At 56.2% G+C, this 22,444-nt stretch carries 22 protein-coding genes; 12 read left to right on the top strand and 10 right to left on the bottom strand.

Annotated elements, in window-relative coordinates; genetic code table 11:
* The first annotated feature begins 9 nt into the window (after window positions 1-9).
* Window positions 10-1,266, top strand: a complete 1,257-nt coding sequence (locus RE432_RS12065) for a CDP-glycerol glycerophosphotransferase family protein (protein ID WP_310933659.1) — start codon at window positions 10-12, stop codon at window positions 1,264-1,266.
* Between the two features lie 25 nt (window positions 1,267-1,291).
* On the opposite strand, the gene RE432_RS12060 is transcribed toward RE432_RS12065, so the two are convergent.
* The 8 genes from RE432_RS12060 to RE432_RS12025 all read right to left on the bottom strand — a co-directional run bounded on the left by RE432_RS12060 (window position 1,292) and on the right by RE432_RS12025 (window position 10,566).
* Complete coding sequence (locus RE432_RS12060) at window positions 1,292-5,203, bottom strand: glycosyltransferase (RefSeq protein ID WP_310933658.1); 3,912 nt, start codon at window positions 5,201-5,203, stop codon at window positions 1,292-1,294.
* Window positions 5,204-5,308: 105 nt separating this feature from the next.
* Window positions 5,309-6,436, bottom strand: a complete 1,128-nt coding sequence (locus RE432_RS12055; RefSeq protein ID WP_310933657.1) for a DegT/DnrJ/EryC1/StrS family aminotransferase — start codon at window positions 6,434-6,436, stop codon at window positions 5,309-5,311.
* Window positions 6,433-7,152, bottom strand: coding sequence for a class I SAM-dependent methyltransferase (locus RE432_RS12050; protein ID WP_310933656.1), 720 nt, complete (start codon window positions 7,150-7,152; stop codon window positions 6,433-6,435). Before RE432_RS12050 ends, RE432_RS12055 begins: the two co-directional genes overlap by 4 nt.
* Window positions 7,153-7,187: 35 nt before the next feature.
* On the bottom strand, window positions 7,188-7,619 hold the full coding sequence (locus RE432_RS12045; RefSeq protein WP_310933655.1) for a VOC family protein: 432 nt from the start codon (window positions 7,617-7,619) through the stop codon (window positions 7,188-7,190).
* Complete coding sequence (locus RE432_RS12040; RefSeq protein ID WP_310933654.1) at window positions 7,606-8,199, bottom strand: GNAT family N-acetyltransferase; 594 nt, start codon at window positions 8,197-8,199, stop codon at window positions 7,606-7,608. The genes RE432_RS12045 and RE432_RS12040 overlap by 14 nt, the downstream gene beginning before the upstream one ends.
* On the bottom strand, window positions 8,189-8,401 hold the full coding sequence (locus RE432_RS12035) for an acyl carrier protein (RefSeq protein ID WP_310933653.1): 213 nt from the start codon (window positions 8,399-8,401) through the stop codon (window positions 8,189-8,191). Before RE432_RS12035 ends, RE432_RS12040 begins: the two co-directional genes overlap by 11 nt.
* 30 nt (window positions 8,402-8,431) lie before the next feature.
* Window positions 8,432-10,096, bottom strand: a complete 1,665-nt coding sequence (locus RE432_RS12030) for an HAD-IIIC family phosphatase (RefSeq protein ID WP_310934214.1) — start codon at window positions 10,094-10,096, stop codon at window positions 8,432-8,434.
* Window positions 10,097-10,155: 59 nt separating this feature from the next.
* Window positions 10,156-10,566, bottom strand: a complete 411-nt coding sequence (locus tag RE432_RS12025; protein WP_310933652.1) for an FdtA/QdtA family cupin domain-containing protein — start codon at window positions 10,564-10,566, stop codon at window positions 10,156-10,158.
* A 224-nt stretch (window positions 10,567-10,790) separates the two neighbouring features.
* Here RE432_RS12025 and RE432_RS12020 point away from each other — a divergent pair, with 224 nt between their 5' ends.
* Genes RE432_RS12020 through RE432_RS11995 form a run of 6 tightly spaced genes read left to right on the top strand, consistent with a single transcriptional unit; the run spans window position 10,791 to window position 17,401 of the window.
* Window positions 10,791-11,852 carry a CDP-glycerol glycerophosphotransferase family protein gene (locus RE432_RS12020; protein ID WP_310933651.1) on the top strand — a complete coding sequence of 354 codons (1,062 nt, stop codon included), beginning with the start codon at window positions 10,791-10,793 and terminating at the stop codon, window positions 11,850-11,852.
* On the top strand, window positions 11,852-12,379 hold the full coding sequence (locus tag RE432_RS12015; RefSeq protein ID WP_310933650.1) for an adenylyl-sulfate kinase: 528 nt from the start codon (window positions 11,852-11,854) through the stop codon (window positions 12,377-12,379). Before RE432_RS12020 ends, RE432_RS12015 begins: the two co-directional genes overlap by 1 nt.
* On the top strand, window positions 12,376-13,710 hold the full coding sequence (locus tag RE432_RS12010) for a hypothetical protein (RefSeq protein ID WP_310933649.1): 1,335 nt from the start codon (window positions 12,376-12,378) through the stop codon (window positions 13,708-13,710). The genes RE432_RS12015 and RE432_RS12010 overlap by 4 nt, the downstream gene beginning before the upstream one ends.
* Window positions 13,703-16,096: a PEP/pyruvate-binding domain-containing protein gene (locus RE432_RS12005; protein ID WP_310933648.1), complete on the top strand. Its 2,394-nt coding sequence runs from the start codon at window positions 13,703-13,705 to the stop codon at window positions 16,094-16,096. Before RE432_RS12010 ends, RE432_RS12005 begins: the two co-directional genes overlap by 8 nt.
* Window positions 16,097-16,118: 22 nt before the next feature.
* Entirely contained in the window at window positions 16,119-16,691 is a 573-nt protein-coding gene (locus RE432_RS12000) for a gamma-glutamyl-gamma-aminobutyrate hydrolase family protein (protein WP_310933647.1), read from the top strand.
* Window positions 16,688-17,401: a phosphocholine cytidylyltransferase family protein gene (locus tag RE432_RS11995; protein ID WP_310933646.1), complete on the top strand. Its 714-nt coding sequence runs from the start codon at window positions 16,688-16,690 to the stop codon at window positions 17,399-17,401. The genes RE432_RS12000 and RE432_RS11995 overlap by 4 nt, the downstream gene beginning before the upstream one ends.
* A gap of 229 nt (window positions 17,402-17,630) precedes the next feature.
* Here RE432_RS11995 and RE432_RS19630 read toward each other — a convergent pair whose 3' ends face one another.
* Window positions 17,631-17,807, bottom strand: coding sequence for a type II toxin-antitoxin system RelE/ParE family toxin (locus RE432_RS19630; protein ID WP_409079848.1), 177 nt, complete (start codon window positions 17,805-17,807; stop codon window positions 17,631-17,633).
* Between the two features lie 140 nt (window positions 17,808-17,947).
* On the opposite strand from RE432_RS19630, the gene rfbA reads away from it, so the two are divergent.
* From rfbA to RE432_RS11975, 4 genes are all read left to right on the top strand, one after another.
* Window positions 17,948-18,820 (top strand): glucose-1-phosphate thymidylyltransferase RfbA, encoded by an 873-nt coding sequence (gene rfbA, locus RE432_RS11990; RefSeq protein ID WP_310933645.1) that lies wholly within the window; start codon window positions 17,948-17,950, stop codon window positions 18,818-18,820.
* A complete protein-coding gene (gene rfbC / locus RE432_RS11985) occupies window positions 18,821-19,354 on the top strand; it encodes a dTDP-4-dehydrorhamnose 3,5-epimerase (protein ID WP_310933644.1) in 534 nt (177 codons plus the stop codon).
* 229 nt (window positions 19,355-19,583) lie between these two features.
* Complete coding sequence (locus RE432_RS11980; protein ID WP_310933643.1) at window positions 19,584-19,862, top strand: DUF6516 family protein; 279 nt, start codon at window positions 19,584-19,586, stop codon at window positions 19,860-19,862.
* Window positions 19,859-20,236 (top strand): hypothetical protein, encoded by a 378-nt coding sequence (locus RE432_RS11975; RefSeq protein WP_310933642.1) that lies wholly within the window; start codon window positions 19,859-19,861, stop codon window positions 20,234-20,236. The genes RE432_RS11980 and RE432_RS11975 overlap by 4 nt, the downstream gene beginning before the upstream one ends.
* 11 nt (window positions 20,237-20,247) lie before the next feature.
* On the opposite strand, the gene RE432_RS11970 is transcribed toward RE432_RS11975, so the two are convergent.
* On the bottom strand, window positions 20,248-21,570 hold the full coding sequence (locus RE432_RS11970) for a UDP-glucose/GDP-mannose dehydrogenase family protein (RefSeq protein WP_310933641.1): 1,323 nt from the start codon (window positions 21,568-21,570) through the stop codon (window positions 20,248-20,250).
* Window positions 21,571-21,935: 365 nt separating this feature from the next.
* On the opposite strand from RE432_RS11970, the gene RE432_RS11965 reads away from it, so the two are divergent.
* Window positions 21,936-22,433, top strand: coding sequence for a DUF2442 domain-containing protein (locus RE432_RS11965; protein WP_310933640.1), 498 nt, complete (start codon window positions 21,936-21,938; stop codon window positions 22,431-22,433).
* Window positions 22,434-22,444 lie beyond the last annotated feature (11 nt).

Raw genomic sequence — 22,444 nt, 5'->3', positions numbered from 1 at the left:
AAGCGATTCATGGCTAAACATCTGCTTTTCCATCTGCTTCATCCCTTATGGCGGCTGGCCGATTGGCTGACGCCCAAGCGGAACTATCTGTGGGCATTTGCCACGCATCACCTGCACACCGACCGCTTTATCGAAAATCAACGCGCGCTTTTCGAGCTGGTCAAAGCGGATCCGGCCGTACGAAAGATCATCTTCTACCGAGGAAGGCCCCCGGAGTTACGCATAGAAGGTGCTGTAAATTATGAGATTGTCCGCCATGGGTCCCTGAAGGGCCTTTGCCTCTTGGCGCAATGCAAGGTAGTCTTCCTCACGCACTCCATCTCGATGGACTATTCCCTGCGATGGGACAACGGACGTTTCAGCATACTCAAGCTCGCTCTGCGCAGCCGGGTAGTGGTCAATCTATGGCACGGTATTCCCCTGAAGCGCCTAATATACGCGGCGAACGAAAGCACCCTGCGCCACACCGATCGAGTTAAGTACCGCGCACAGGAAAGATTGGGCTATGCAGGTCTCCTGGCCTCTTCCGATATCGACAGCTACGCCATGGCAGCCATGTTCTATCCATTGAACTATCGCCAGGTATGGGTGACCGGCCTGCCCCGGAACGACTTTCTAAGGCAAGACGAAGATCGGCTACCCAGCTACATACAAGAATCACTACGGCTGATCCGAACAAACCGCAGCGGCAAAAAGCTCATACTCTATGCACCCACCTATCGCCAGACGGGTATCAGCAACAGCGCACAATATTATCAATTCTCCAACAGTGAAATCAGTAAACTGAAAGACATCCTGCATGCGCACAATGCCGTTCTCGGCTATCGGCCCCATTACTTCAGGAATAGCGACAACTACTTCAACTTCGACGAGTATATCGACAACGAATTGATATTCGATATGTCTCAGAAAAAGGTTCCGGAATTTTCGGCGCTGGCACGTGAGTGCGATCTGCTGATTACTGATTATTCAAGCGTTTACATCGAGGCCCTGTATCTAGGGAAGCCCATTATTTGCTTCGGTTACGATATCGAGCATTACCGCACTCAGGAAGACGGCCTGCTCTACGATATGGACCTTGCATTTCCCGGCCCTATCGTCACCCAGTTCGATGAGCTCCTAGAGGCCATTACAGCCGGCCTTGCGCTCGAAAGAGATGCTGTCTTGCAACAGCAGGCAACTGCGAGAAAACTCTTCTTCAAATACAACGATACACTGAATTCTCAACGCGTAAAAGAAGCGGTGATTGCACGGTTGGGCGAATAGACGGCATGTCTTGGCTGCCCGAGATTCACACCTCCCAGGCTTTCCGCCACTGATCGAGAAACCGCCCTTCCAACATCCAGTTGCCCATTACTGCATCGCGAAGAGCGTCGCCGGCCCGAGCCAGAGCATCCGAGTCAGAAATATGCGAACGAATGGCCTCTACCCACTCCTCATGCCGGTTGCGCACCAATGTCACCGGCAGGTTCCCCTGATATGGCTCTATGGATGTGCAAATCACCGGCACGCCGCAAGCACCGAGCTCCAGAAGATTGAGATTGTTCTTGCCGCGATTATAAGAATTGACCTGCATGGGAAGCACTGCCAGATCGAGATTCAGGCCGGCCAGTGCATTCGGGTAGTCTTTGATATCGCACTTCGAATGATATTCGCCGTGGACAGCTTTCGGCCTGTCTCCTAAGAATACCCACTCCACCTCATCCTGCAACTCTTTGATCACAGAATAAATAACTTCCAGATCCACGACATAGTTTGTATTGGATGCCCACCCGACTCGCAACTTGGGCCCGGTTCTCCTCCGGCCTTGTAGACGCCCCCAGGACGCTGGAAGCAAGCCACTCATCGCTACACGAACGTCAGAATGGTAGTCGGAAAATTCCTGGGCAAGCACGGGCGAAGAAACCACAAGCCAATCGATATGCTGCATGACGCCGCGGACATTCTCCATCAAGCCGGGAAATGTCATTTTTCGAGCCATATCCACAGCAGAGAGCTTAGGCCTGTAATCGTCAAACTCCAGAACGATCTTGGCTTGCGTCATCTCACGATAATGCTGAATTTGAGACAACATATGCGGCTTGATCCAGGCGCCCTGCAACACGATAGTGTCGGGCTGGATGCGCACTACGTCATCCAGACTAAAACGCCCCTGCCCCACCCCGCCCTCAAGAAACATTTCGTTCGACATGGCCAAGAATGGATCCAAGATCCGGTGGTAGCTACTGCTTTGCCAATCCAGATGCGCGGCCAATACAACCGGCAGGGGCCGCCCCGGCAAAGGGTCATGAATACGCGCAGCACTCAAGCTCAAGTCAAAACCGGCGGACTGCTTGTCAAACGCAGGATGATAATATCGATCGTTCGCCAGTTGAGGAAGCCATCGGGCGTATAGATTTCGAGCCTGGACTTCCTCTTTCAAGAGAGCCTGCGACTCGAATCTCTCTTTCGAGAACCGGGTGGCACCTCCCATATGAATCAAACCCGTGTCCGGCTCCAGGGCCAGCAAATAGCCCGCCTTTGCCGCCTTCAGGCTCAGATCGATGTCTGCGTAGAAAACAGGAAACGTCTCGGCATCGAAGCCACCCAGCTCATCGAACACTTTCTTGCGCATCATCAGGCAGGACGCGCTGACGGCACTGATATTGTGTTGGGCGACCAGGCGATTCATATACCCGGGCTCGTCCACGGATTCCCCACGAAAGCCTTGCCTGACCATTTCATCGAGCCCCAGCACCAATCCACATTGCTCGACGCCCCGTCCTTGAGGAAGATCCAGCCGGGTACCAACTATCCCTGCCTCGGGCCTCAGGGCTTGAGCCAAGAAACGGTCCAGCCAGTCTGTCCGGGACTTGCCGTCCAGTTCGATATCATCGTTCAGGAACAACAGCACTTCACCCCGGGCCTGAGCCGCTGCAAAATTGTTTATCGCAGCATAGTTGAACTCCGCATGCCAGGGGAGAACTTTGAAGGAAATCCTTCCTCCGGAGCTCTCCAAGGCTGACAGGCCTTTGCGTATGGCAGATTCGTGGCCGCCACTATCGATGATGACAAGCTCGTAGTTTTCATATGTCGTATATCTGATCAGGCTCTCAACACAAGGCAGAAGCGCAGACCACTTGTTTTGCGTTGGGATGATGATGGATACCAGAGGGCGGGACAGCAGCGGATAGCTGGTGTGCACGATGCCCATGTCGGGCCTTGGCGTGAGCTGTGCGTCGATACCCAATCGGCTCAAGTGCGCCTGCGTCACGGCCACCGAGCAAGCCAGGGCCTGAGGCTTGCGTATCCAGACCATCAAATTGGTCGCACAGTATTGCAGCACCTCGGGCACATGGCCGATTACAGATTCCCCTTTTTGCTCGACTATACGCCATAGCAAATCCACCGAGGCCAGCTCGGCCATCCGCTCATCCAATCCCCCTTCCCGAATCGCGGCGGTACTTATAATCAAATTGCGACCGACATAAGGGTAGCTGCGCAATAAATCGACATTCAAGTCGGGTTTGAGCAGGGGCTCGACAAAACTTCCATGCTGCATTGCCACTTCGTCGGTGTACCAGATCAATACTTCCGGTTTCTTGAGCTGATGCTCGCCTAGCGTAAGCGTCGCATGCGGCGCCAATTGGTCGCCTGACTGGATAATCCACGAGAAGTCCGGCGCGTCAGCTTGATCGGCCTTACTGGAAAGGGACAGCGACCAAGGCGTAAGCCCCCCGAAAACTTCAATTTCCGGATCAATCATGGAAGGCGGAATATCACGGCCGATGACCCAAATCTTGTCTAGCTTTCGGCGTTGGGATTTCAAGCTGTCCAATGTGGAGGGCAGTAACGATGCGCTCTCAGCATCAGAAACCATAACGACTGCACCCACAGTCGCAACGGCCGGCTTGCTCTGGAGCATGGATAGAATCATCCGGACACGAGCGGATGACGGCGCCCGCGCGGATAGCCATTCCGAAAACTCAGGCGATTTTTTCCAGGCTGTCTGTACCGTTCGTGTCCATTCAAGATTATTGACCTCATGGACGGGAGCGTGCTCGTCAACAAAGCTTTGCTTCATCAACCACGGGAGAAACCTTTCTATCTGGATATAGCCATCCCAATGAAACAATCTAAGCAAAGGATGCGGTATGGGCCTCAAGGGAAAATAGATCAAGCGAATGCCCAGTGCTTCCGCCACCGAATGCCATAGCCAATAAAAGAGTTCAGAGGAATCCAATATGAGCACGACAATGACGCTGCCACGCGCCATCCATAGCATATTGGCCAGCGCAGCCCCCGATGATGCTACGACTACTTGAAATGCCGAAAATTGATTCACTTGCCCCGCGAAATCCATCCCGCCCGGCTGAATGCAGCTAAATCCCAACGAATCAACGACAGAGATCAGCTCATCCTGATTGGTCAACGTACGACCATTCCCACCGGAAGACCTGATTAAATAAGCATTTCGGCGTTCTGTTTCCCGATCAGCATAAGAGCCAGTTATACGTTCCCGTAGCCAACGAAACGATTCGGGATAAATACTGAACTCGTGGCCACTGATATGATATTTTCTTCTAGACTCCCATAGATCGGAGGAATTGGTGAAATAATAGAGCGACTTCACTTGAACCGCCGTTCCTCTTGGCAGCAAGGTAATTCTATCTAGCGGCCAAAATTCCGATAACGATTTTAGAATTGATTCAGGCAGATCGTCTTCGATTAAAATCAAGGTATCTTTCGGAAACCTGTCTTTCGTGATCCAATAGAAGCTCGCTAATTTTTCAAATATCCAATGAGCATAATTACGGTTTTCCCATGAGAAAAACGAGATTGCGTTCTCTATTTTGATTGGATATTTTTTATTATAAAAACAACGTGATGAATTTCTATCGCGAGCATCCAGGCCATATCTGAAGTACCAGTCAAAATCCAGATCATCATGATATTTGCATAAAATATCACTTATGATTTCCTGTGTAGACGGACTTATGACTGCACCGACACCTGCAACCACATGGACATCTTCCAGAACGGCCTTGTATTGAATCGATGTCGATTGCTGCGTTCGCCTGACCGTATCTGGTATGGCGAAGCCCTCCATTTCCAAAGGATTGGCTTGCCATTGCTGTTCAGGGGCCAATACCTGGAGACGCCCGACGCAGGCTGCCTCGGACATTGATAGCAGCCTGCCTTCAAAAGCCCTCATATCATCCATAACACCAATCCTGGAATTTAATTTTTTGACCCCAGTTGGCCGAGCCGGGCCGGCCACCGATGCGCCTCCGCTCAGCGCTTAACCATGTCCTTGCCCTGACTCAGGTCAGGCGATAAAGCAATTACAGGCAGCAACGACCGCATCAATCTCGCGCGCTCCGATCGATGGACCGATCGGCAGGCTCAGCACATTGCGGTGCAATGCCTCCGTGACAGGCAGCGGTTCATTCCAGTAGCCGCTATAGGCCGTTTGCCGATGCGGCGCGACGGGATAATGAATTAACGAACCGATACCCGAGCGTTCCAGGTGGCTTTGCAAAAGGTCGCGATGTTCGGACTGCACTACGAAAAGATGCCAGACGTGCGCATCCCACTCCTCATCTGCAAGTCTGGGGAGGACAATATCCGGGCACGCTATACCATCCAGATAAGCCTTTGCCACCCGACGCCGCAGGCGAATGTCCTCGTCCAGATGTCGGAGCTTTACCCTAAGCATCGCCGCTTGAATCTCATCCAGGCGACTATTTACTCCTTGAAAATCATGGTGATACTTCTCATGCGATCCATAGTTGCGCAAAGCGCGTAGCCTGTCAGCCAGCTCTGTATTATTCGTGACAACCGCACCGGCATCCCCTAAAGCTCCCAAGTTCTTGCCAGGGTAGAAGCTAAATCCAGCTGCGTCCCCCCAAGAGCCTGCCCTGCGTCCGTCGCGGCCGGCTCCATGGGCCTGTGCAGCATCCTCAAGCACCAACAGACCGCGGCGGCTGGCGATCTCCATGATCGCCGGCATGTCAGCCAGGCGGCCATACAAGTGCACCGGAACGATGGCGCGCGTGCGCCCGGTCACTGCCGCCTCAATTCTTTCAGGATCGACGTTCAGAGTCCTCGGGTCGGGCTCCGTCAGCACCGGTACCAGGCGATTCTCCGTTATCGCGAGAATGCTTGCAATGTAGGTATTGGCGGGAACCAGCACCTCGTCACCCTCTTTCAGCCGGCCTAAAGTCTTCCAGGCACGTAGGGTCAGGGTCAGCGCATCCAGGCCGTTAGCCACACCAATGCAATGCTGCACCCCGCAATAGGTCGCAAACTCCTGCTCAAAAGCAACAAGTTCTTCTCCGGCGATATACCAGCCGGAGTCGATCACCCGCGTGCAAGCGGCAATCAGTTCCTCGCGATAATGCGCGTTGATCTGTTTAAGATCCAGAAAAGGAACGGGAAGGCCGGATGTGGTCATGACTCGGGATTTGAAGCCAGCACGTAGATTTCGCCTGCGATGTCGGGATAGCGTTCTCCGAGCACCATGAAAGCCTCGATCATCTGTGGCGTCCAATCTGTCTCGATCTGGGCGTTGGACACGGGCTTCATCCAATAGCCGCCGAATAGATCGATACGCAGGCCTGCTTGGGAAAACGCCTGACGAAAGGATTCAGGATTGAACACCCGCCGATGGCCATGGTGCAGGTCCGTCTCATTCAAGGCGTCCTCGGCTGGCAGCATGCCCATAATGACCGCCGCCTGCCGGTGCAGCGAACGGGCATTGGGGACGGCCCCGAATATCCGGCCGCCCGGAGCCAGCCAGCGCCCCGCGCGCGACAGGATATCCACGGGATCCTGGACATGCTCCAGCACATGGCCAAGAACGATATTGTCGAACCGTTCAGAGGGATTGAACTCCTCGAACAGCGCATGCTCGACAGTTGCGTCGGGGAACCGGCTTGACAGATCTTCGCAGAATCTGGCCGACCCCTCGACCAGTGTCATTTTCAATCCAAGCGTCGCTAGGCGCTGCGTCATGACCCCTTCAGCCGGACCCATTTCCAATAAATTCGTGCCGCGAAAATGACGCTGGGCAATGTGGAAGGAGTACAGGATGGATGCCGTGTTCACACCTGCGGCATATAGGGAATCTTCGGAAATTCTTTCCAGATGGGACAGTTCTTGCTTTGACATATAGTCAACTCCGTAATTTGTGTTGTGTCGAGCCGTCAGGCTGGCCCCTGGATGAACTCGATCAAGAGGCGCCCGGGCAGCATCACGAAACAGATCGGCCTGCCATCGAAAGCAACTGCAGGTGCGGCCGGCGCCATCAATTTGCCGCGCCGCTTCCTCGCCCATTCCACGCCCTCGTCCAGGCGACCGACCTGATAAGCAAAGTGATACATGGACACTCCCGCATCAAGCCAGGGTGTCAGGGTATTTGAATTACTCAGATTCTCCAGAAGTTCAAGACGAGGGCCCGCCCCTACCAGAAAGCACCCCGCAACGCCCTGGATCGGATCGGCAAAAGTTTCGCCCTCCTGCCGGTACCCCAGTGCCTCAAAAGGCACACGCGCCTTATCTATCGCTCTGCAGGCATAGCCAATGTGATGAAAAACGAAAGGAGGCGCTTCATCAAGATTCCAGTCAGGAGCGATCATGAGTCAACCTCGCCGCGATTCTTTCTGACAACCTGCCCAGATACGGTTTGACTGCACCATTCCAGTTATCCCGATCCACCCGGTGCTCGACCGCATCGAAGGCTTCGTTTCCAAGCATGAAATGATCGGGCAAAACCCGCCGACTGGCGCAACGGCAGGAGTCATGAAACGCCACCACTTGCGTATTCGACGCAACCGTGCGGCAATAGACTTCCTTTAGACTCAGCTGCTCAAAGGCGCAGCGGTAAACAAGCTCTGCGCTCTCGACTGCGGCAAGCGAATGCCGCCTGAGTATCCATCGCCCCCACTCTGCCACAGTCTGTGAGACATCCATGTCGTATAGCGATAGCACTCCTTCGGCTGCATCGTCACTTCGGCGTTCGACAACGAAATAATAATCTCCAGGACGCTCGTAATAGGCTGCCAGCCAATCCAACTGGCTTGCCAATGTTGGAGGCGTGGAGTGCAGGTACCGGTTCAAAACGGGATCGCTCCGAAGCGCCAATAGCAGCGGCGCGTCCGTATCGGCTACAGGGCGCAGGCGAAAGCCCAAGCCTTCGACGAGGATGTTATGCCTCATCGTCCACGATCCGCTGAATAATCGCCTTCACGCTGTTCAGGCCAGACAGCTCTTCCTCGGAAAATACGATGCCGAACTCATCCTCGAGCGCAAACATGATTTCGACGTGCTTGAGCGAATCCCATGCCGCCAGGTCGGCCCGGGACGTGTCTGGACCGACCTGTACCTTCAGGACGGTCCCAATGACTGTGAGTACTGCCAATTCGATCTGCTGACGATCCACGTTATATCCTTATTCCTGCATTAGCTCCACACCCGAGGGTGCGGAAAACTGTCTTAGCGATTCGGCAGGCATCTCGCCACCGTCGCCCGCCACCTTCGCGCCAAGGCGATCGGGCAGGCCATCGAGCCAGCGCCGGGCTGGCTGGTTGCGCGGTCCTGAAGCGTAGTCAAACAGGATCTGGGCGCATCCGTCGAACAAGCGCATGCCACGTATGGCGGATATCACGATCATGTCTTCGAGCCGGCGACCCAAAGCCCGACAACTCAGGCACAATTCCGTGACTGTTAACATGTCTCCCTCGCGGACCGCCACCAGAGCAGCTATCGTGCCACTATCGGACAAGCGGTCCGACAGCGATACCGCCGCCACGCAGGCATCGTCGCGCACCATCAACGAGGCCAGATCGGCCTGATTGTAGCGGCGCAATGCCAGGTTGAATTGGTTGGTCTTGCGACACAAGTCCGCCAAGCGCGAAATATCGGCAACCTGGTCGTAGCGCAAGGTCAGCGCGATGCCCAGCTCCCGGAAGTATTGCTCTTCCCCGCCCGCTGCCCGCAACAAGGTGTCGCGCTCGGCATTGGCCTTCATGTCTTCGACCCTGCGGGCATCATCGGCCGAAACGGATAAACGACACAAGCCGGGGAAATATTTCAGTGCGCGATAAGTTCCCGCCCCCGTTGAGTCTGCAAACAAGGCATGTATCCCTGGGCAACCGGCGGCCACACTGGCCAGTTCGCCGGGATTGTCATCCACGAAAAGCACGGCATCCAGCGCTATGCGAAGCTGCCGCGCTACGCGACCCAAGGCATCCGCCTTGCTTCCCCAGGATACCTCAATAACCGAAAAATCCTCCCAGCGCAGCGGGTAATCGGCACGGTGCGCGAACAAGGCCTCGACATCCTCACGCTCATTGCGCGATATCAGGGCAAGAAAAACACCACGCTCCTTCAAAGCACGCAGTGACTCCTGCAAGGCCACGTGCCCCACATCCAGCCGGACCCCGTCAGGGCCATCTTCCCCCAGTACCCCTGCATGCAGCGTATTATCCAGGTCGACGGCCACCGCCTTGATGGGGGGCAGCAACAAGCCAGGCAGCCAATGGCAACCTAGTCGGCGAGCCAGGGCAACCTGGGCGGGACGGGAAATGGGCGAGCCGGAAACCTTTGCAACCCGGGGATCCAAAAGCACGATGCCTTCATCGATGCTGGCGGCGCTCAAATCGGCAACATAGGCTCCGGGTACGGCGTCCGTCAGCGCAGCTAGGCCTGGGGCGCCGTCCCTGGCGCCCCAGGGATCCCAACTGGCCAGCAGGATGGGCGCCGAAGATCTTGACCTGAGGTCCTGCAAGCGGCCGCGAAGCCAGGCAAGCCAATCTTCCAGCGTCATCCGGTCGGTATACCGGGAACTATCCACCCACAGAATCTCGACGTCTGCCGGCGCCCATTGGGCAAAGCCTAAGGTATCGTCATATTCGCTGACACGGCATTCCAGATCCAGGCCCGCATAGACCAGGAAAGGACGCAGCAATCCCTCGAACGTTTCAAAGTTATGGTTGCGCCAGACGTTGGCCCGGAGCCGCCCCGTCCTCCGGGGCGGCAATTCGAGCGCCTGGAGATTCAGCCGGGAAAGCGTTTCCGCAAACAGTACATCCTGAGCCTGGCAGTACGCCAACATGCTATCCACAGACGCGACATTTCCTGCAGGCCCAACAGATTCTCCGTCAAAGTCCGGCTTCATGAGTCCCTTCCCAGCTCCGCCAGGAAGCGTCCATAGTCTCGGATATAGTCCGACTCATCGTAATGTTCGCTCGCCAGGACCAGCAGAACGCAATCTGGGGAAAAATCGCACATTTCCCGCCAGACCATACTCCGGATCAACAAGCCTCGCGTCGGTGAATTCAGAAGGACCTCTTCACGCTGGCCCCCGTCGTCCAAGGACATGCGGCAATGTCCGGTCACGCACACGGCTACCTGCTGCAACCTGCGGTGCGCGTGATGCCCTCGCGACACGCCACGACCGGTACCAAACAGGTAATAGACCCGCTCAATGGCAAAAGGGACGGTCTTGCCGCCCTCCAGCGCTACCAAGGAACCCCGGTCATCTCCCAGCGGAGGGAAATCGACCCACTCAACCAAACTAACCATTCGCCTCACCAAGACTCAGCTCCCCGCTTGCGGTCCAGCTTCATGAGTAGACACGATACCAGACCCGCAGGCGCCTAAATTCGCTGATCTACGGCCAAAATTCCCCGCAATCAACCCCGCGGAGATACATGCCAGCCCTTACAATCGCTTAAAGTCCGGCTTCCGACCACTTCATCGAGGCTATTCAACGCAGCGGCCCGATCCCGCCCCTCACAGGAATGCGCATGAACATCATTTCCCGCGAACCTTCTTTTGGGTTCCTGCTCCATTCCTTGGAACTCATCAACCACTTTGGCCCGGTCTGGGATCTATTGCCCGCCGGCAGTTTCGAAATAGTACTGGTCGACGTGCCGGCCGAAAACGCCAAGGAAGCCACTACCGGATGGGGCGCCCCAGTCCTTTCCGCCGACGAAGCCATCAGCCTGGGAAGGCAATACCGCTATCTTGTCTCCAACCATCCAAAGGCGGGCAGATACAAGCCGCCCTTGGTCCGTCAACTGGCTCAGCACAACGTCCGCTTCATGTATGCTGCGGGAAAGTCCGGATGGAATCTCTCTTCCTGGAACCAGGCCTACGACGCCATCCTCTGTTTCGGGCCCTTTCATGCCCAAGCGCTTTCCAAGGTCTGCGATTCCACCATCATACAAATGGGCTATCCCCGGTTCGACCGCTACTTCAACGACACTCCGGACCTGACAACCCTGGGAGCCAGATACGGCTGCGATCCTGCGAAACAGACTATCGTCTGGCTGCCAACCTGGAAGACCCTGTCTTCAGTGGGACATTTCGATGAGGAGATAGGTGCGCTGGCCGGGAGGTACAACATCATTGTCAAGGTCCACCCCCTCATGCCGGAATCCGAGCCGGAGCGCGTTGAAGCACTTGCACGCCAACCACTGACGGCGCTGATCACGGATCACACCGACAATCTGCCGCTGTATCAATTGGCCGACTACATGCTGTTCGACTACGGCGGCCCGCCCCTGGCGGCGCTGTATACGGACAAAAAGTTCGTACTGCTGGATGTGCCCGGCGCCAACGAGGATGAGCTCACCGGCGAGGAATCGCCAGACGTCGCATTGCGCCGTTACTTCACCCACGTCGAGGCCAATTCCGGCAGGCTGCCGGACGTATTCAATGATGAAGCCTTGTGGGGTGAACATCGAAGCATCCGCGCCCAACTGCGGGGCAAGTATTTTGCGCCCTACTTCGGGTTCTCGGCCCAGGTTGCGGCACATTCCCTGATGCATATGGACCATATCATGGCAAATAGGAAGTCTAACTGATGGTGATTTGGCTGATCGGACTCTCGGGCTCCGGAAAAACGACCTTGGGCACCGAAATCGCCCGCCAACTACAGGCACGCCATCCCAACACCGTCCTGCTGGACGGCGATACGATGCGACAGATATTTGCTTTCGACCAGGGCAATAATCCCTACACCGTGGAAGGCAGACGCATCAATGCCGAGCGCATCACTGCCCTGTGTGAAATGCTGGATCGCCAGGGTATTCATGTCGTCTGCTGCATATTATCCATCTTCGCTGATATGCGGCTGAACAATCGGACGCGCTTCAGCCGCTATTTCGAGATATTCATGGATGCCCCGATGCAGGCCTTGCGGCAGCGCGACGTCAAGGGCCTGTACGCCGCCGCCGACGCTGGAAAAACGACCAACGTCGTGGGCGTACACATACCATTCGAACGGCCCACGGGAGCAGACCTGGTTATCGACTCCTCGAACGATTCCGCAGACATTCCCGCACTGGCGGAACGGGCGCTCATGCTGGCCGGCCTATGGAAGTCATCATGAGCGGCATTCCCTCCTATCGTTACGCATCCGGCGACTTGCTGGAAAACCGGAATACTTACTTCTACACCTCCTACGAAGGCCAGGCCTTCCTGCAATCCTGGCGCCAGCAGCGCGCGGCAGCTCTTGCTGCCGCCTGCGGAACAGACAGCGGATCCGCCATGCCGGATGACTGCGCCCCCGTCGCGGGACAGCTTGTACACTTGAAGAAGCAATTGGCAGGCGCCTCTGCCTCGGCCAGCGACTACCAGACACTGGACCACCTCCTGCAGCGGTTTGAGGTTTCCAAGAGACTGCATGATGGATATTCAAGCAGCTGGAAACCCCTCGACACAAGCCGCTACCATGGAACGGAGCGCTACCTTCTGCTCGCCGAGGTTCTGTGCCTTGCTGCCGCAAGCACCGGCGACCTGCGCTATTTGAACGGCCTGCTGAAGTGCGTTGACACGCTGACGGCCACGGGAATCGCAACAGGCAGATCAGGTAGTGCGAGGCTGAAGGCCGTCCTTGGACAGGAGCGGCATCTGGTCGACCAGATAGCCGCCCGCCCGCCTAGAACTGCAAGGAGCCATGCGATGCCGGCCCTGCCGCAGCCGCTGCGCCCTCCTGTCGTACTGAAGGGAATAGGCATGATTGCCGCAGCCACCGCCAGGTCCCAGGCCTACATCCAGGCGCTGGCAGCCTGCGGCCTACATCCGGAATTCGTCCTGTTGCTGGGTGACCATGCAGCATCATCCTCCAAGGCACTGCCCTCCCCAAGGACATGGAGAAACGTGCAGCTTGTGGATCTGGCCGAGTCCGTCGCCGCCACCTGCCGGCGGGCGGGGATTCCTGCGCATACCACCCCGGCCGCCAGCGTGAACGACAGCGCGGCGCTCGAAGCCGTTCAGCGGCTGCATCCCAAGACGCTCATTTATTCGGGTGCGGGCGGACAGATCGTCTCTCGCGAAGCCTTGGGCCTGGGAGCCCAGTTCCTGCACCTGCATGCCGGCCATATTCCCGGCTACCGGGGCAGCACCACCGTCTACTACGCCTTGTTGAACAAAGAGCAGCCTTCGGTGACGGCTATCTTCCTGGATGAGAATATCGATACAGGCGGAATTCTGAGCCACCAGGCCTATCCGGATCCGACCAGGGAGATCGATATCGACCGCAGGTACGACGCCTCAATCAGGGCTGACTGCCTGGTCCGCCTGCTGCACGACTACGCAGCAAGCGGTTCATTTCGTCAGCCACAGGCCCAGAGCCCTGACGAAGGCGCGACATATTTCGTGATTCATCCGGTTTTGAAGCATCTCGCCATCCTGGGCTTGCCGGAGCATGGCAATGACTGAGGCCATCCAGACGAGCTCCAGCTTTACGTTCGGGACGAAGGCGGAAACCTTGAGCAACCTGACAGGCAGGATCCAGTCAGCCACCATAGGCGAGCTGCTGTATTTTCCCTGTGAAAAATGGTTGTCGGAACCCGACAGGATACTGGACGCCATCCAGGAAAAATTCGGCACACAGACGGTTGCCGTAAGGTCGAGCGCGCTATCGGAGGATGCGGCCACTTCATCGATGGCCGGCGCCTTCCTTAGCATCCTGGATGTTGACTCGGGCGAACCAGGCGCACTGCGCACCGCAATTCAGCGGGTTGTGCTATCCATGACCGGGAATCCGAGGGACCAGGTACTGGTACAGGCCATGGCATCGGATATTGTGCTCAGCGGCGTGATCATGACATACGACATGGTTCACGGGGCGCCCTATTTCTGCATCGATTACGATGACGAAAGCGGCCGGACCGATGCCGTAACCGGTGGAAGCGGAGTACATAAAAGCCTGTATGTGCACCGCAGATGTCCGGAACACCTGGTGCGTTCGGACCGGATCGCGGCTATCTTGCGGCTTGCGCGCGAACTCGAGCAAGTTTGCCACTGTGCCGCGCTGGATATCGAATTCGGCCTGGATAGCCAGGGCATGGCATGCCTGTTCCAGGTGCGCCGCATCGCCCTCGCCCGCAACTGGCACCCCGTTACGGAACGCCGGGTTCACCGCCAATTAACCCAGGTCGAACGTTTCGTCGAACAGACATCACGCCCGATGGCCGGAATTCTGGGTGATCGGACCATACTGGCCGTCATGCCCGATTGGAATCCCGCGGAGATTATCGGCACGACCCCAAGGCCATTGGCGGCATCTCTATACCGATACCTCATCACAGAACGCATCTGGAGCTTGTCACGTGCACAGATGGGCTACCGGGATACAGGTCCGGCCGACCTGATGGTGACCATCAACCACCATCCCTATATCGACGTACGCAATAGCTTCAATTCCTTTCTGCCAGCATCACTATCCGATGAGCTGGGAAGCCGGCTCGTCAATGCTTGGCTGCAACGCCTCGAACAGCACCCGGAGTTCCATGACAAGATCGAGTTTGAGATCGTTCCCACTTGCCTGGACTTCTGCTTCGACGCAACATTTCCCGAGCGCTACCCTGGCCTTCTGTCTCCCACCGATCTAGCCCGGTACCGCGAATCACTGCGCCAATTGACACTCGATAATATTCGGCTCGCGCCAGACAATACGCTGGAATGCGCACTGCGCGACGCTGCGCGGCTGGACGAGGAAATTTCCCGGGAACGGCCTATCGGCTCTGATATAGACTGCGCCACCCATCTGCTCGATCGTTGCACGGAATCGGGCACAAGGCCTTTTGCCATTGCGGCACGCCATGGGTTCATCGCCGAAACACTCCTGCGTTCCGCGGTTCACCGGGGCGCATTGTCAGAAGACAGGCTTGCGCTGTTCAAGCGCAGTATCGAAACGGTCACCCGCAAACTGCTGGAGGACTATCAACACGCAGGGACGGGCCGCATAACTCCAGCCGAGTTCCTTCGCCGATACGGGCACTTGCGCCCGGGGACCTATGAGATCACCTCATTACGCTACGATGAACGCGATGACCTATTCACCGATATGAGCGACTGGACGCCCATTGCTCAACCGGGCGACTTCGACCCCACGCCCGCGGAAACCCAGGCACTCAATGAACTTCTGTCCGCCACAGGACTGACCGGCATCGACGCGCCAGCCCTGTTCGACTATGCCGCCAAGGCGATAGCTGGCCGGGAGCAAGTCAAGTTCATCTTCACAAAATGCCTGTCCGATGCGCTTTCCGCCATCATCCGCTGGGGGGGAGCACATGGCTTGTCCAGGGACGACCTCTCTTTCCTAAGCTGGAGCTCGATCCAGCAATCGCAGTATCAAGCGATCATGGACGACATGGATCGACACTATCTGGACTTGGCGGACCATGCTCGCCGTTCGCTGGACGCAGCTCATGCCATGCGCCTGAGCCATATCATCTTCAGTTCAAGCGACATCCATGTGGCCACACTGAATCGCAGCGTCCCGAATTTCATCGGATTGGGAACCGCAACAGGAGCGGTAGTGAAGCTGACCGCCAACACACCCTCCACTATCCAGATCCAGGGCCGGATCGTCTGCATCGAAAATGCGGATCCCGGGTTTGACTGGATATTCACCAAAGCGCCCGGCGCCTTGATCACGCAATACGGCGGAGCAAACTCGCACATGGCAGTGCGCTGCGCGGAATTGGGCCTGCCTGCGGCTATCGGCTGCGGTGAGCAGATCTATCGTCGAGTGTCCAACGCTCATCATGTGGAGCTGAACTGTGCGGGAAAAATTCTCCGACCCATTGAGGCCAACTAAGCCCATACGCCTGGGCGTGACGATGCGTATCACATCGGCGCAGAGTTATCGGGAACCGCGAGACGCGATCGCCCATGACTGGGCAGCATTCCTCGCCGCCGCACTGCCGGAGGTGGCATGGCTGTTTCTGCCCAACCTGGGTAAAGGACGAATTCGCGAGTACTGCCAAAGCTGGGGAATCAATCGTTTGATCCTGACGGGCGGCGATGATCTTGACGCCACACCGCTACGGGATGAAACCGAATGGGACTTGCTGGACTGGGCAAAGCAGGAAGACCTGCCCGTTCTGGGCGTCTGCAGGGGCATGCAGATCATGGCCCATTATGCAGGGTGCGCACTGATTCCCGTCGCGGGACATGCCGGCACACGACATCCGGTTACCGGAACCATCATCAAGGAAGTGAACAGCTTCCACACCTACGCTCCAGAGGTCTGTCCTGAAGGATTCGAGGCATTGGCATACACCCAGGCCGGCGAGATTGAGGCAATCCGAAGCCGGCATATGCCTTGGGAAGCCTGGATGTGGCACCCGGAGCGGGAACCTGCCCCCTTTGATACAACCGACAAGCTGAGAATCCGGAGTCTATTCCTATGAAAGCACTCATCCTGGCCGCAGGACGCGGCAGCCGCATGAAACGCATGACTGACGCCCGACCAAAATGTCTTGTGGAGTTTCGCGGTCGCACACTCCTTGAACACCAGATCGAAGCCTTGCATGCCGCCGGCATCTACGATATCGGTATTGTCACCGGCTATCGTAGCGACATGCTTACCGGCCGAGTCCTCACTGAATTTCACAATGTGCGCTGGGCGGACACCAATATGGTTTCGTCGCTTGCTTGCGCTCACGCCTGGCTGTCACAAGAGCCCTGCATTGTCAGCTATTCTGACATTTTCTACGAGCGGGAAGCCGTATCCCTGCTATGTGCATCGCAAGCCGACCTGGCTATTACCTACGATCCTAACTGGCAAAATATCTGGGAACGGCGTTTCCAGGACCCCCTGTCGGATGCGGAGACGTTCCGACTGCATGAGAACGGTACATTGGCCGAAATTGGCAACAAGCCAAATGCGATAGAAGTAATTCAGGGACAATACATGGGACTGCTGCGGCTCACTCCACTGGGATGGTCCGAAATTCAATCCGTCCGGAGCAAACTAGCTCAGGTGGGCAGAGACCAGATACACATGACCGGAATCTTGCAGAGCATCATTCAGGCAGGCAAAATTCCCATTGAGGCCATCCCTTACCAGGGAAGCTGGGGAGAAATAGACAGCGAATCGGACCTGTTGGCCTATGAATGATTTCCTCTACTACATCCAGGATCTGGCTGCTCTCGCAGAAAGGCATCTCCCTTGCCCGTAGCTCCGAAAGACCCACCTTGTATTTGATCACGCTACGGGGAGCACTATTCATGAGGTTACTCTGGCGCTTTCGCGCTGGTTGATAAGTATCCGCACCTCTATCAAACCGGGTAACCTCGCCTTTGGCAGGCCATGCTGTCAGATCAAATCGAAACGACTTAAGGTATTTCTATGAATGCGCATGGGCAACGCCATCTTCCCAGCTAAAAACAAGCCAATATTGCCTGCTTACCCGAATAGCGCACCATACAGACAGACGGCCTTGAAGATGCTGAAAACGGTTTCCGGAAGGGGCCATCAGGTCCGACTCGCGAGTAGCAGCATTCAAAGAAACCTGCTTTCGCAAACGCCTGCCGACTTTCCAAAGGTGGCGGCTGTATATACATCAAAGCAGCAATATCCCCTTTACTCCCACAATTGCTCTCGTCATATCCTGGCTATACTTTCCGCTACGATCAACAGCAGCTAAGGCACCGCGTCATTCCCATGAAAGGCATCATCCTCGCAGGAGGCTCCGGAACCCGCCTGCATCCCATCACCCGGGGCATTTCCAAGCAACTGCTGCCTATCTACGACAAGCCGATGGTTTACTACCCCTTGTCCGTATTGATGCTGGCCGGCATACGCGAGATTTTGGTCATTTCCACCCCCGAAGACCTGCCCAACTTCCGCAAGCTGCTGGGCGATGGCGCCGACTTCGGCGTATCGCTGAGCTATGCCGAGCAGCCCTCGCCCGACGGTTTGGCCCAGGCCTTCCTGATCGGGGCGGACTTTATTGGCGATAGCAGCGTCAGCCTGGTGCTGGGCGACAATATCTTCTATGGTTACGGTTTCAGCGGCATGCTGCGCGAAGCGGCGCAACGCAGCAGCGGCGCAACGGTGTTTGGGTATCACGTCAACGACCCCCAACGGTTTGGCGTGGTGGAATTCAACAAGGCGGGCAAGGCGGTATCCATCGAAGAAAAGCCGGCCTGCCCCAAATCCAGCTATGCGGTCACTGGCCTATACTTTTATGACAACGACGTCATCGACATTGCCCGCCGAATCAAGCCGTCGGCGCGCGGCGAACTAGAAATCACAGATGTCAACAATGCTTACCTGGAACGAGGCGACCTGAACGTGAGCCTGCTGGGACGCGGGTTTGCCTGGCTGGATACAGGTACGCATGAAAGCCTTCTGGATGCCGGCACGTTTGTCCAGACCATAGAACAACGGCAAGGGCTGAAAGTGGCTTGCCTGGAAGAAATTGCCTATCACAATGGCTGGCTTAGCGTGGAACAGGTACTGGCCCAGGGCCAGGCGCTATCCAAGACCGGCTATGGTCAATACCTGTTGAAACTGGTTGACGGACACGGATAAATGAACGTTACGCCCACCCCATTACCCGGCGTCCTGATTATTGAGCCGGCCGTATTTGGCGACTCTCGCGGCCTGTTCATGGAAACCTTCAGCGCGCAGCGCTACCGGGACGAGGCGGGCATTGCCTTGCCCTTCGTCCAGGATAACTACTCGCGATCCGGAAAAGGCGTCCTGCGTGGACTGCATTTCCAGAAAGAACACCCGCAAGGCAAGCTGATCAGCGTGCTGCGGGGCGCGGTACTTGACGTGGCGGTCGACATCAATCCCGCGTCCGCCACTTTTGGCCGGCATGTGGCCGTAGAGCTGACTGAAGAAAACCACCGCCAGGTATGGATACCTCCGGGCTATGCGCATGGATTTTGCGTCATCAGCGATAGCGCCGATTTTGTCTATAAATGCACCGACTATTACCGCCCGGACGATGAAGCGGGACTGGCGTGGAACTGCCCGATATTGAATATTAAATGGCCAACATCATGTCCTGTTCTATCTGAAAAGGACAAGCGCTACCCTGGGCTGGACGGCCTGGGCTAGTGTATTTTGCAGACCGCCCAACGTGAACTGCATCCCAAAAGTTGGACATTAATCCAACCTTTGGGGTGTTCTACCTGGAATCCGTTATTTACTGCCCCTCGGGAAACCACACTGGACTAAGCCTTCCCGAAAAATCCTACCGATCAGCATCTAGACATACATTGAAGATTTGCTGGACGGAAGGTATTATGGCATCAAAGACCATATTTTTTAGTTGTCCACCTCTACGATGAGCGCCGTCTTAGTCCATCGTAGCCGTATCGCTTACAAGCATGGCTTTATTGAAATGGTAGTGTGGCAGCTGCCGCAACCGATTCCAGCTTCACCACACCACTATAAATATCGCTTAGCCTACATTGTTCAGGGGGAACGCGTTGTTGGGTATGACAACGAACGTGGTAAAGGCGACCATAAACACATCGGTCTAAGACAACTAGCGTATCAGTTTACAAATCCAGAGCAACTCATTGCGGATTTTTTAGTGGACATTGAAAGGGTGGAGCCATGAATGACCGAACTTTGCACGTAAAGGTTGGCGAGAACCCAAAAATTGCGCTTGAGCAATTCTCCAGCACGCTTAAAGCACTGGATCAGGGGAACACAACTGACCCGTACTTCAGTATTGGATTCTCCGACGTCGGGCAACTGTTTGCCGTATTTACGCCACGCCGGTGGGAACTATTGGCGGCTTTGCGTCAATATGGTCCTATATCGATTGCAGAACTGGCCCGGCAACTGTCCCGTGATTACAAGAATGTCTATAACGATGTAGAGCGGTTGATCGAATGGCAAACCATCGAAAAAGATGCGCAAGGGCGCGTGTTTGCCCCTTTTTCTGAAATTTCGGTGGACGTACGCCTGCCAGATCGGCAGGCAGCTTAGCCACGCAACCGTTACCGCCCTATCGAATAATACGTAATACCCCGCCTTTCCATCCGCGCGGGTTCGAACAGATTGCGGCCGTCGAACACCACGGGCTGGTTCAGGCGTTGCTTTATATAGTCGAAATCAGGCGCCTTGAAGGCCTGCCAATCGGTCACGATGACGAGCGCGTCGGCGCCTTTCAGGGCGGCTTCCTTGGTGCCGCACAAGGTCATTTCGTCGCGCGTGCCGTACAGGCGCTGCGCTTCTTCCATGGCTTCGGGATCATAGGCCTGCACCTTGACGCCCGCGTTCCACAGGGCCTCCATCAGCACTCGGCTGGGCGCTTCACGCATGTCGTCGGTATTGGGCTTGAAGCTCAGGCCCCACAGCGCCATGGTCTTGCCCTGCAGGCAGCCTTCGAAATGTTGCTCTATTTTCTTGAACAGCACGGTTTTCTGTTCGTTGTTGCGCGCCTCGACGGCTTTCAGTATCCGGGCGTCGAAGGCAATGCCGTCAGCCGTACGTATCAAGGCCTGGATATCTTTGGGGAAGCATGAGCCGCCGTAGCCGGCGCCCGCGTAGATGAAGTCGTAGCCGATGCGCGGGTCCGACCCGATCCCCTGGCGCACCATTTCGATGTCGGCGCCCAACTTCTCCGCCAGGTTGGCCATTTCATTCATGAAGCTGATCTTGGTGGCCAGCATGCAGTTGGCAGCGTATTTGGTCAGCTCGGCGCTGCGTACGTCCATCACGATGATTTTTTCGTGATTGCGGTTGAACGGCGCATACAGCTCGCGCATGGTGTCTTCGGTCTGGCTGCTGCGGGTGCCGATGATGATGCGGTCGGGCCGCATGCAGTCGCCCACGGCGGAGCCTTCTTTCAGGAATTCGGGGTTGGATACGACGTCGAAGGTCAGGTCGGGACGGCCGCGTTGGCCCAGGGCTTTGGTCATGCATGCAGCGACCTTATCGGCAGTCCCCACCGGCACCGTGGATTTGTCGATGACGATGCGATGCGCTTCCATATGCTGCGCAATGGTTTGCGCCACCGCCAACACGTATTTCAGGTCGGCCGAGCCGTCTTCGTCCGGCGGCGTGCCGACGGCGATGAACTGGACGTCGCCATGGTGCACGCCGGCGGCGGCATCCGTGGTGAAGTTCAGCCGCCCGGCGGCATGGTTTTCCTTGACCAGGCGGCCCAGGCCGGGCTCGTAAATGGGAATATTGCCCTGCTTGAGCTGCTCGACCTTGCCCGCATCAATATCCACACACACGACGTCGTGGCCGACTTCGGCCAGTACCGCGCCTTGCGTCAAGCCGACATAACCTATACCGAATACGGTGACTTTCATGTTCTTCAGGGCTGTTTGGGTAAGCAAGTTAGACCATACCGCAACTTCTTGAAGAATATATGACAGGTTTAAAACGCAGTTGCTCGGCCCGCTGTATTTCTGCGTACGGACAAAATCCTACACACGCGCTTCATCCGCAAGTGATCGCTGCCTATAGTGACCGTGCACGCGCCTTGTGCTCAGTATGACGCCAAAACGGTGCTTTCATCCTTGAAAAAGTGCAACCATTGCACTAATATATACACGCCAATTGACACCACCCAGATTATTCACGGCAGGCTTGCCGCGCGCGAAATTGCCGAAGTTCTGGAATGGGCACGCACCCATCGCATTGCACTGACTGCCAAGTTCCGGGAGCTCCAACAATGAGCAAAAGACACTTCCAACTCACAAAGATGCAGACGCTGCCCAGATATCGTCTACACCTTGATTATGCCGACGGGCTTGCCGTCGCGGTTGACCTTCGTGCCTGGATCGAGAATACGAAAGCGCTGGCGCCGCTTAAGGATCCAAGCGTCTTTGCCAGCGCCAGGTTGGGTGTGGGCGGGCAATACGTAGAATGGGCCAACGATGGACCGGATTTAGCGGCCGATAATCTGCGTAACCTTGCTATTGAACAGAATGGCGGCATAGGCCATGAGCGCATATGGAATTGGCTTCACGATAATCAGCTTTCACTGGACGAGGGGGCCAAGGCCTTGGGCATTTCTCGCCGGATGCTGATTTACTATCGGAATGGCGAAAAACCTATCCCCCGCGCCATCTGGCTCGCTTGTCTTGGATGGGAGGCCGTTCGTCCCGAAGGGGTCTGGTTACCGCGGCGTATTCCATCTGTTCTTGAGTACACCAAGCTACATCAGTAATATCTGCTTTG

The organism is Pusillimonas sp. SM2304, assembly GCF_031628915.1.
Taxonomy (GTDB): domain Bacteria; phylum Pseudomonadota; class Gammaproteobacteria; order Burkholderiales; family Burkholderiaceae_B; genus Pusillimonas_C.
Note: the sequence above shows the minus strand (reverse complement) of the source record. Positions and strands in the feature narration are given on the sequence as shown.

Bases quoted from the DNA above. Each gene is read 5' to 3' on its own strand.
- RE432_RS12065 (WP_310933659.1), top strand. From the start codon at position 10: ATGGCTAAACATCTGCTTTTCCATCTGCTTCATCCCTTATGGCGGCTG.
- RE432_RS12060 (WP_310933658.1), bottom strand. From the start codon at position 5,203: ATGGATGATATGAGGGCTTTTGAAGGCAGGCTGCTATCAATGTCCGAG.
- RE432_RS12055 (WP_310933657.1), bottom strand. From the start codon at position 6,436: ATGACCACATCCGGCCTTCCCGTTCCTTTTCTGGATCTTAAACAGATC.
- RE432_RS12050 (WP_310933656.1), bottom strand. From the start codon at position 7,152: ATGTCAAAGCAAGAACTGTCCCATCTGGAAAGAATTTCCGAAGATTCC.
- RE432_RS12045 (WP_310933655.1), bottom strand. From the start codon at position 7,619: ATGATCGCTCCTGACTGGAATCTTGATGAAGCGCCTCCTTTCGTTTTT.
- RE432_RS12040 (WP_310933654.1), bottom strand. From the start codon at position 8,199: ATGAGGCATAACATCCTCGTCGAAGGCTTGGGCTTTCGCCTGCGCCCT.
- RE432_RS12030 (WP_310934214.1), bottom strand. From the start codon at position 10,096: ATGTTGGCGTACTGCCAGGCTCAGGATGTACTGTTTGCGGAAACGCTT.
- RE432_RS12025 (WP_310933652.1), bottom strand. From the start codon at position 10,566: ATGGTTAGTTTGGTTGAGTGGGTCGATTTCCCTCCGCTGGGAGATGAC.
- RE432_RS12020 (WP_310933651.1), top strand. From the start codon at position 10,791: ATGAACATCATTTCCCGCGAACCTTCTTTTGGGTTCCTGCTCCATTCC.
- RE432_RS12015 (WP_310933650.1), top strand. From the start codon at position 11,852: ATGGTGATTTGGCTGATCGGACTCTCGGGCTCCGGAAAAACGACCTTG.
- RE432_RS12010 (WP_310933649.1), top strand. From the start codon at position 12,376: ATGAGCGGCATTCCCTCCTATCGTTACGCATCCGGCGACTTGCTGGAA.
- RE432_RS12005 (WP_310933648.1), top strand. From the start codon at position 13,703: ATGACTGAGGCCATCCAGACGAGCTCCAGCTTTACGTTCGGGACGAAG.
- RE432_RS12000 (WP_310933647.1), top strand. From the start codon at position 16,119: ATGCGTATCACATCGGCGCAGAGTTATCGGGAACCGCGAGACGCGATC.
- RE432_RS11995 (WP_310933646.1), top strand. From the start codon at position 16,688: ATGAAAGCACTCATCCTGGCCGCAGGACGCGGCAGCCGCATGAAACGC.
- rfbA (WP_310933645.1), top strand. From the start codon at position 17,948: ATGAAAGGCATCATCCTCGCAGGAGGCTCCGGAACCCGCCTGCATCCC.
- rfbC (WP_310933644.1), top strand. From the start codon at position 18,821: ATGAACGTTACGCCCACCCCATTACCCGGCGTCCTGATTATTGAGCCG.
- RE432_RS11980 (WP_310933643.1), top strand. From the start codon at position 19,584: ATGAGCGCCGTCTTAGTCCATCGTAGCCGTATCGCTTACAAGCATGGC.
- RE432_RS11975 (WP_310933642.1), top strand. From the start codon at position 19,859: ATGAATGACCGAACTTTGCACGTAAAGGTTGGCGAGAACCCAAAAATT.
- RE432_RS11970 (WP_310933641.1), bottom strand. From the start codon at position 21,570: ATGAAAGTCACCGTATTCGGTATAGGTTATGTCGGCTTGACGCAAGGC.
- RE432_RS11965 (WP_310933640.1), top strand. From the start codon at position 21,936: ATGAGCAAAAGACACTTCCAACTCACAAAGATGCAGACGCTGCCCAGA.